This is a genomic window from Chitinophagaceae bacterium (genome assembly GCA_030053935.1).
Classification (GTDB): domain Bacteria; phylum Bacteroidota; class Bacteroidia; order Cytophagales; family JASGCU01; genus JASGCU01.
This window is the reverse complement of sequence record JASGCU010000004.1, coordinates 63,841-71,539: the sequence shown is the minus strand read 5'-3', so window position 1 is coordinate 71,539 and position 7,699 is coordinate 63,841. Positions and strand designations below refer to the sequence as shown.

General features: G+C 33.9%; 5 protein-coding genes. 4 read left to right on the top strand and 1 reads right to left on the bottom strand.

Annotated features, from left to right (window positions below; translation table 11 throughout):
- Positions 1-814, bottom strand: an 814-nt coding sequence (locus QM536_01180) for an alpha-amylase family glycosyl hydrolase (GenBank protein ID MDI9355625.1), incomplete at its 3' end; no start/stop codon positions are given.
- Positions 815-1,069: 255 nt separating this feature from the next.
- Here QM536_01180 and ileS point away from each other — a divergent pair.
- The 4 genes from ileS to QM536_01160 all read left to right on the top strand — a co-directional run.
- Positions 1,070-4,531: an isoleucine--tRNA ligase gene (ileS, locus tag QM536_01175; protein ID MDI9355624.1), complete on the top strand. Its 3,462-nt coding sequence runs from the start codon at positions 1,070-1,072 to the stop codon at positions 4,529-4,531.
- A gap of 233 nt (positions 4,532-4,764) precedes the next feature.
- The gene (gene trpD / locus QM536_01170; protein MDI9355623.1) at positions 4,765-5,748 is read left to right on the top strand and encodes an anthranilate phosphoribosyltransferase; all 984 of its coding nucleotides are present in this window, start codon (positions 4,765-4,767) and stop codon (positions 5,746-5,748) included.
- Positions 5,749-5,817: 69 nt separating this feature from the next.
- Positions 5,818-7,044, top strand: coding sequence for a pentapeptide repeat-containing protein (locus tag QM536_01165; GenBank protein MDI9355622.1), 1,227 nt, complete (start codon positions 5,818-5,820; stop codon positions 7,042-7,044).
- 131 nt (positions 7,045-7,175) lie between these two features.
- A partial coding sequence (locus tag QM536_01160) for a hypothetical protein (GenBank protein MDI9355621.1) occupies positions 7,176-7,699 on the top strand: 524 nt, incomplete at its 3' end.

The window sequence follows — 7,699 nt, the reverse complement described above, 5'->3', positions numbered from 1 at the left end:
CTTCTGTTTTTCCCGTATGATTATATACCATATCCATAATAACACCTATTCCATTTTTATGAAGTGTCTGAACCATTTGTTTATATTCTTTTATCCTTGTAATGGGGTCAAAAGGATCACTCGCATAAGAACCTTCTACGGCATTATAATTCTGAGGATCATATCCCCAATTAAAATTGTTCTTTTCTAATGTAGTTTCATCTATGCTGTAAAAATCGAATGTAGGTTGTAGATGCACATGTGTGACCCCTAATTCTTTTATATGATCTAACCCTGTGGATTGGTTGTAAGAATTTACGGTATTTGTTTCCGTAAGTCCTAAATATTTACCTTTATTTTTTATTCCTGAACTTTTAGATACAGATAGATCTCGGAGATGCAATTCATAAATAATAGCTTCATTTTTATGAGCTAATACAGGTGTTACATCATTATCCCATCCATTGGGGTTGGTTTCTTTCATATCTATTATAGCACCTCTTTTTCCATTAACGCTTACCGCTGTCGCATACATATCAGGGGTTTCTAACAGTTCTTTTCCATCTATAGTTACGATTTGTATGGTGTAAAAATATCCTTTAAAATCTCCTGTGAGATTGATTCTCCAAATTCCATTAATAGAACTATTCGCAACTCCATTACTCATTTCCACTACTTCTTTTGGATTTACAGCATCCCAAGAGGTATATAACCGTAGTAATACTTTACTGGCTGATGGAGCCCATACTTTTAATACTGTTCTTTCTGAAGTATACAACAACCCCAAGTCATTCTCTGAGTAAGTAGGGTAGGTAGAGTATTCCTTTAATTTCATTTCTATACATCTATTATAAAATACCATTATGATAAATATTGCGAAAAGAAAAACAAACTTTTTTCTCTTTATTGTATGTATTGATAGTGTTTTTTTATTTATTTTTGTAATATATACATTCATATTTATTATTGTGTGAAAAGTATTGAGTAAAATAGCACTGATTAAGAATAATGATAACTTTTCTACAAATATACGTATTATTATTGTTTTTTATACAAATAATCAAGAAATTATCTGATTTAATTAATAAAAATGGAAAATTATACAGAATATAAAAGTTTATCACTCTCACAGGTAGCGGAAGAAATACTCAAGTTTTGGAAAGAAAATAATATTTTTCAAAAATCTATACAATTAAAAGAAGGTAACCCACCATTTACTTTTTATGAAGGACCACCGTCTGCAAATGGCACCCCAGGTATCCATCACGTAATGGCAAGAACTATAAAAGATATTTTTTGTAGGTATAAAACATTACAAGGGTTTCAGGTAAAGCGAAAAGGAGGTTGGGATACCCACGGACTCCCCATAGAACTACAGGTAGAAAAAGAACTCAATATTACCAAAGAAGACATTGGAAAAAAAATAAGTATAGAAGCATATAACCAAAAATGCCGAGAATCTGTTATGAAATATACAGCAGAATGGAATAAAATGACAGAAATGATGGGATACTGGGTAGATTTAGAAAACCCATATATTACCTATAATAGTGAATATATAGAATCTGTTTGGTGGATACTCAAATGCTGTTTCGAAAAAGGGCTTTTATATAAAGGATACACCATTCAGCCATATTCTCCAGCAGCAGGAACAGGACTAAGCTCCCACGAACTCAACCAACCAGGAGCGTATAAAGACATTACAGACACCACCGTAACCGCTCAATTCAAAATCAAAAATACCGAAAACGAATATATACTTGCATGGACAACCACTCCATGGACACTTCCAGCTAATAACGCCTTGGCGGTAGGAAAAGATATCCAATACCTGAAAATAGAAACCATCAATATCTATACTTATAAAAAAATAAAAGTCATATTAGCAAAAGAAAGATTATCTGCTTATTTTGATACTAAAAACCAAAAAAATAAAGAAGAACTCAAACAGATACTTGATGCCATAACAAGTCAAAACAATACACTCATTAACAAAAGTAATGCTCCTTATTGTATTTTAGAAGAAATGAAAGGTTCAGACCTATCAGGTATAGAATACGAACAACTTTTTCCCATAATTCCATTATTAAAACCTGCTTTTACGGTTATTTGTGCCGATTTTGTTACTACCGCTGACGGAACAGGTATAGTTCATATATCTAAAACATTTGGAGCTGATGACTATAAGGTTTCGGTTCAAAATAAGATACCAGGAGTATTCGTAAAAGATGAAAATGGAATGGAAACCCCAATAGTTGATAAAAAAGGAAAATTTGTAGATGAAGTAGGTGAATATTTATTACAAAAAATAAAAAAATGGAGCATACATACTCATAAAGTATTTCAAAAAGATTCTTTCTACGTGAAAAACTATTTAGAAGAAAATGAAAAAGATGCCCAATATAAATCCACAGATGTTATTATTTCTATCATTTTGAAACAAGAAAACAAAGCATTTTTAGTGGAAAAATATGTCCATCCTTACCCACACTGCTGGAGAACCGATAAGCCCGTATTATATTATCCATTAGAATCATGGTTTCTCAAAACAACTGCTTTAAAAGATAAATTAGTAGAAAGAAACAATACTATTAATTGGAAACCCGAAGCGACCGGAAAAGGAAGATTTGGAAACTGGTTAGAAAACCTCGTAGATTGGAATCTCAGTAGAAGTAGATTTTGGGGAACTCCACTGCCTGTATGGGTTACCAAAGATAAAACCGAAATGAAATGTATTGGTTCTATAGAAGAACTCCAAAAAGAATCTCAAAAAGCAGTCAAATACGGATTTATGAAAAAAGAAATAGACATACAAAAAATAGACCTTCATAGACCTTATGTAGATGAAATAATATTAGTAAGCGAAAAGGGAACACAGATGCACCGAGAACCTGATTTGATAGATGTTTGGTTCGACTCAGGTGCTATGCCCCTAGCACAATGGCATTATCCTTTTGAAAATGCCGATATCTTTGAAAAAAGCTATCCCGCTGATTATATTTCCGAAGGGGTAGATCAAACACGAGGATGGTTCTTTACACTCCACGTCATTGCCACTCTTTTACAAGAATCCTCCCCCCAAATCCAAAAGATAAACGAAAAAGTAAATAAGAACGCCGTCGCCTTCAAAAATGTCGTTTCCACAGGATTAGTGTTAGATAAAAACGGAGAAAAAATGTCAAAAAGAAAAGGCAATACTATAAACCCTTTTACCCTCATGGAAACAGAAGGAATCGATGCCATCCGTTGGTATATCATCACTAACTCCCACCCATGGGAAAACCTCCGATTTGATACCGAAGGTGTAAAAGAAGTACAAAGAAAATACTTCGGTACCCTTTTCAATACCTATACTTTTTTTGCTCTCTATGCAAATATAGATAATTTTTCTATGGATGAGATGAATGTGATACCTATTGAAAAACGCCCCCTCTTTGATAGATGGATTTTAGGAAAACTACAAGAACTCATACAAAATACTACCCTTCACTATGATAACTACGAAGCAACTCCCGCATGCCGTTTGATAGAAGAATTTGCCATAGACCAACTTTCTAATTGGTATGTTCGGCTCTCTCGAAAAAGATTTTGGATAGGAGAAATGACCCTTGATAAAAAATCTGCCTACGAAACCCTCTACCAATGCCTGATGGTCATTGCACAACTATCCGCTCCCGTAACCCCATTTTTCTCCGATTGGCTCTATAGAAATCTCACCAATAATATCCGACAAAAAGCAATCCAGTATAAAACACCCATTCAATACGAATCTGTCCATCTTACCTCTTTGGTAAAACCAGAACCCCACATTATAGATGAAACACTTATACAAAGCAATGAACTTGCCCAACAGGTATGCTCATTAGTCCACTCCCTCCGTAAAAAAAATAACATAAAAGTAAGACAACCCCTTTCAAAATTACTCATCCCTATACTCAAACCACAACAAAAAAAACTACTCTCTCTCGTAGAAGAACTCATAATGTCTGAAGTCAACGTAAAAAAAATAGAATACATAGAAGACGACTCAAAAATTATTGTAAAAACCATAAAGCCCAACTTCCAAATACTCGGAAAAAAATACGGTCCACTCTTAAAACAAATATCCGACACTATAAAATTATTTTCCGAACAAGATAAAAAACAATTAGAAGCAAACAGATTTATAGAAATACATATACAAAACCAACCCATAAAAATAGAACTTTCCGATGTAGAAATACAATCACAAGACATACCCGGATGGACAGTAGCATCTGAAAAAGGTATCACTATCGCATTAGATATAACTCTCACAGAAGAACTCAAACAAGAAGGTATTGCAAGGGACTTCGTCAATAAAGTGCAAAACATAAGAAAAAATAATAACTTAGAAGTATCAGATAAAATAAACATTGTAGCTACTACCTACTCTCTTTTAGAAAAAAATGCTCTGAACACACATAAAAAATACATCTGCACAGAAACCCAATGTATAATTTTTTCTCTCCAATACCCCATAGAAAATACATCCATAGAAATGAAAGTAGAAATAGAAAAAAACAAAAATTGAACCCACTCTATTTTTATTTTTTTTAATCAGCCTTCTAAATCAGTGCTATCAGCCTTCTAAAACAAAGGAACCCTCATGAAACCGATACTTCCTAACGCTGATTAAAAAATATAAATTATTATGGACCTCTCAGAACAAAAAATCCGCGTCATCCAGATTCTATAAGATAATACTGAAACGTGGATAACGCAGATTTTTTAGTACCATTGCGAATTAAAAATATAATAACACAAATGAAAACAATACTCAAAAAACTATTAGAATACGAATCCCTCTCCCGAAAAGAAGCGAAAGAAATACTCATTCATATGACCAACGGACAATACAATTCCAGTGAAATATCCTCTTTCCTAACAATATACATGATGAGGAGCATTACCGTTGAAGAATTAGAAGGATTTAGAGACGCTTTATTAGAAGTATGCATCTCTTTAGATGTGAGAGAATATGATTTGATAGATATCTGTGGCACAGGAGGAGATGGAAAAGACACTTTTAATATATCTACTATATCTGCTATAGTAGCCGCTGCTTCGGGACAGATGGTTGCTAAGCACGGAAATGTAGGGGTATCTTCCTCAGTAGGATCTTCTAATATATTAGAATATCTCGGATACACCTTTACAAATGATACCTCTCTTCTCAAAGAACAACTGGAAAAAACAGGTATTTGCTTTCTCCACGCACCACTTTTTCATCCCGCTCTGAAACATGTAGCCCCTATTAGAAAAGAACTCGGACTAAAAACATTTTTTAATATGATTGGACCCCTCGTAAACCCCGCATTCCCAAAAAAACAAATGATAGGAGTGTTTAGCTTAGAACTCGCAAGAACGTACGGATATATGTTTCAAAAAACAGAAACCAAATTCGCCATTGTCCATTCCCTAGATGGATATGATGAAATTTCCCTCACCGAAAAATGTAAAATAATATCAAATACAGGAGAATCCATTATGTCACCCTCAGACCTCGGCTTTGAAACCATAAATCCCCAGAACATTATTGCAGGAAAAAATATAAAAAACTCTGCTGAAATCTTTGTGAACATACTCAACGGAACTGCTACCAAAGAACAAACAAATGTAGTACTAGCAAATGCAGGTTTGGCTCTCTCACTCTCCACACCCTCCAAAAATATCCTCGATTCCATACAAATAGCAAGAGAAACCATACAATCTCAAAAAGCATTCCGACTCCTTAAAAAAATTTTGTAACTTGTGAAATATCTCATAAAGAGATGTACCACATCATAATATATTCTATAATAAATAAAACATAACACCATGAACAAAAGTACAATAGACGAAATGAAATTAGAGTGGAAAAAAGAAAAATTTGACAAAGAAAAAAAATATAAAAAAACTTCCCGATGGAGAAAAAACCAGCTCATTACCCAGTGCTTTCTCCTTTTAGAAAGGTTTGGGACATTGTTTTATGTAGACCGTGCATCGAAAGGGCAAACCCAAAGAGGTATAAACAAAAAATTTCAATATGCTATGCAGCTCATAAGTAATGAAAATATGGAATCACGAATGAGAGGCATTAATACCCTTAACAATATTGCCCAAGATAATAAAGATTCCCAATCCCCATTCGCCTACTACTCCGAATCCATCTTCAAAATACTCTGCTCCTATATCCGTGGCAAAACTCAAGAAACAGAGTATCAAAAAAATTACAAAGACAAACCATCCCCAGAGATTCAGTCCATAATAGATGTTCTCTTTAAAGATAAAAAACACAGAGAAGTGTATAAAAACTATACAGCAGACCTTCAAAGTACTTATTTAGTGGGAGCTAATTTTGAACTTGCTTCTCTCAACAGTGCTAATTTTAGTAAAGCAAATTGCCAAGGTGCTAATTTTTATTTAGCCAAGTGTGAGCATACCAATTTTACAGAAACCTTTTGCAAAAAAACCGACTTTAAGCACGCCAAATGCAAGAAAGCCGATTTTAAAAGAGCCAATTGTAGTAATGCCGATTTTAAAAAAAACCATTGCAGTAAGGCAAATTTTTATCAAACGAATTGCAGGACTGCAAATTTTGATAGAGCCGATTGCGAGGGAGCTAATTTTACCGCATCTCTATGCGAAGGAGCAAGTTTTTGGCACGCCCAATGCCAAGGCGCAGTTTTCCTGAATGCCAAATGTATAGGCACAACTTTTGAACACGCAAATCTCGACACCACATATCTCATCAATATTATGATAAATGAACAAACCCGATTTGATGCTACGAGTATGAAAGGGACTACTTGTTATCAAACTTTTCAAGATGATACCGATATTTACGAATATTATATACGTTTCTACCGTCAAACTTTTATAAAAGATCCCCTCTTGCTTCGCAGAATAGAAGAAGATAAAATCAAGACAGGCATTTTAACTGATATAGAGAGAGAAACGCTGTTTCAAGTACTAGATCTTCCTTTTGATCCAAAAAACAATCTATCCCCCGAAGATTATTATCAAAAATACCCACAAGATATATGGGGATTCTATAAAGTATGAATTATGAGATATTACGAATGAACCTTAATATTACGCGAAGGTTCGTCAAATAAATATCAAAATTAATGGGAAATATCTTGCAAAGAAATAATATCGCATCATAATATATTTTTTATATGAATCATAACACAATGGAAAACAATAAAAAAAACGAGGAAATCCCTAATTGTGAACAAAAAAAGGTTGAGTTAGATGAGAGGAGGATTCAAATAGAGGAAAATAAATTGAATTGGGAGCAAACAAAATTTGAGAAAGAAAAAAAGTATAAAATTACTGCGGGATGGGAAAAAGCGAAAGTTTTTGCTCCGTATATTCTGTCTGCAGGTGTGTTTTTAGGATCATATTTCGGATATCTTGAATTCCAAAATAGTAGAAGAATTATAGAGATACAAAACAAGAATATAGAGTTGCAAACCCGAAACTCTATAGACCAAAGATTTAAAGATGCTATACAGCTCCTGGGGAATGAAAATATGGGATCTCGGCTCGGAGGTATCTATGCCCTCAACAATATTGCCCAATCTACCAGAGATCCCGATTCCGAATATGCCAATTACTCCGAATCCATCTTCAAAATCCTCTGCTCCTATATCCGAGATAAAACTCAAGACAGCAATTATCAAAAAAAATACAAAGACAAACCATCCATAGAGAT